Source organism: Mitsuaria sp. TWR114 (genome assembly GCF_007997345.1).
Window position 1 is genome coordinate 1 of the sequence record NZ_VOSR01000874.1, and the last position, 2,257, is coordinate 2,257.

Annotated in this window: 1 protein-coding gene and 1 pseudogene; both read right to left on the minus strand. The window is 66.6% G+C overall.

Features of this window, described 5'->3' with window-relative positions:
* Positions 1 to 1,380: TolC family protein (locus FUT87_RS25265; protein ID WP_147242781.1), on the minus strand; the 1,380-nt coding region annotated here is incomplete at its 3' end.
* A gap of 440 nt (positions 1,381 to 1,820) precedes the next feature.
* Positions 1,821 to 2,257, minus strand: a pseudogene (locus FUT87_RS25270) (2OG-Fe dioxygenase family protein); the annotation flags it as partial.

Genomic DNA, 2,257 nt, shown 5'->3' on the forward strand with positions numbered 1-2,257 from the left:
GGGGGTGGGCAGCGGGCCGTCGAGCGCGGCGATGCTGTCTCTATTCATTTCGCCGAGGTCCGACATCAATTTCAGCCGGGCCGCGTTCCACTGGTATTCGCACTGGGCTCGTGCATCGAGCGCGTCGACCAGGGTGCCTTGGGCGGAAATCAGTTCCAGGATGTCCGAGACGCCGCGTTCATATCGATTCGTCGCGGAATCCATGGCCGATTGCGCGGCCTGGAGCAATTGATTCGCGGCGTCGATGTTGTCCAGCGAGGCCGCCAATTCCGCGTGGGTCTTGACCAGCTCCAGCAGGACGCGGTTTTCGGTGTCCGTCACCTGCAGTTCGGATTTCTCCGCCTGCGCCTGGGCTTCCTGGATCTTGTTGCGACGGGAATCACCATCGAACAGCGGAATCGTGATCGTGGCGCCGACGGTGAAGGTGCTCGAGCGCGAGGCCTGGACGCTCTGGTTCGGATAACCATTGCGGTAGTTGGCCGCGGTGAAGTCGATGGTGGGGCGCCCGGCCGCCCGGGCGGCGGCGACGCCGGCCTGGCTCGCGTCGCGCTGATAGCGGGCGGCGAGGATGGCCGGGTGGTGGGCCCTGGCCTCATCCAGCAGCTGGCCCAGGTCGGGCAAATCGGCGCGCGACGGGGTCGGGCTCTTGTCCGGGAGGCGCAGCGCCGTGCCGGCCGGCACGCCCATGGTCTGGACCAGCACCGCGGTGGCCTTGTCCAGCTCCGCCTTGGCGCGCTGCAGGTTCAAGCGTGCGCGGGCCAGCGAGGCCTCGGCCTGCAGGGTGTCGGCGCGACTGGCGGCGCCCTTCTGCTCCCGGTCGCGGGCGGCGTCACGGGTGCGCTGCGCCAGCGCCACCGACTGCTGGCGCGCGCCCAGCGTGGCGCTCGCCTGCAGGGCGGAGAAATAGGCCTGGATGGTGTCGGAGACGGTCCGGCGCACGGCGTCGTCGTAGGTGCTCGTGGCCGCGGTCAGCAGGCGTTCGGCCATTTCCTCGCGGGCGGCGCGCTCGCCGAAGTCGAAGAGTCGCCAGCTCAGACCGAGATAACTGCTGTAGCCGGTGACGCGCTGGTTGCCGCCCGGCGACTGGGCGTTCTGGCTGGTATTGCTTTGCGCCGTCAGCGAGGCATTGACCGTCGGGAGATAAGCCGCCTTGGCTGCGGCCAGCTGGATTTTCTGCGCCTTGATGGAAACCCAGGCCGTGGCGGTGCGGGTATCCCGGCACAAGGCGCTGTCGACGGCGGCGCTCAGCGTAACCAGCGTTTGGGCATCGATGGTGGTCGTGCAATCCGGCGGGGTTTCCGCCAGGGCGCCCATTTGAATGGCGCCGCCGATGCCAAAGGCCAGTATTGGCCGCAGCCAGTGGTGATTGATCGACCGCATGGAAACTCCCTGGAAACTGGCCCGGCGGACTGCTGGGTCACGGCGAAAATCTCAATTCGCCAGGTCAGTTTAGGAAGCGAGAGAAGGCTCCGGATGTCGATTCGTCAATGTCTTTCGGCGGCGGCTGAACCGATCATCGATTGATCAATTCAAGGGATTCTGCTGCCTTGATTCTGCTGATTTTGTTGAGGCCAATCACCCGAATGGGTGGGGTGCCTGAATATGTTATTGACGCGTTGAGAAACTACTAATGTTTGCTAGTTAATTTGAGTAGGTATTCCAGCAAATCGCGGCGTCGATTGGTTTGGCGTCGGGCGCGCCACCCTCCGCGAAGCCAGGTGCCATCGGCGATGCGCGGCTTTTCGCGGACGAACGAAAGCCGGCGCGCGATGCAGGGCACCGGGCGCCGGCGGGCTAGCAAAAAGAAGGGAGTGGGTGGCTCAACGGCCCATGAAGGCGTCGGCGCGCAGGGTCACCACCAGGGTATCGCGGTGGCCCGGATGGGTGGGCTCCATCGGCTGGATGGGGGTGGTCTCGTGGATCACGCGCTCGTCGTCGAGCAGCAGCAGCGTCCAGGGCTCCATCATCGTGAAGCGCTGGCCGCGCGGACCGTCGGCCTCGAAGACGCGCGACTCACCCCCCTTGATGCCATGGCGGGCCAGCATGAAGACGGCCACCAGGTCCACGCCGTCGCGGTGCGCGCCTTCGGGCGTCGGGCGGCCGATGCCGCCGGCGGTGTCGATGCGGAACTGGTGCGCCTCGACGAACCACGGGCGCGCGCCTTTGAGCCGGTCGCCACGCCCGCCAGGCCCAGCAGCAGGCGCGGCCAGATGGGCAGTTCCACGGCGGCAGGCTCCATGGGCTCGAACCAGCGCTC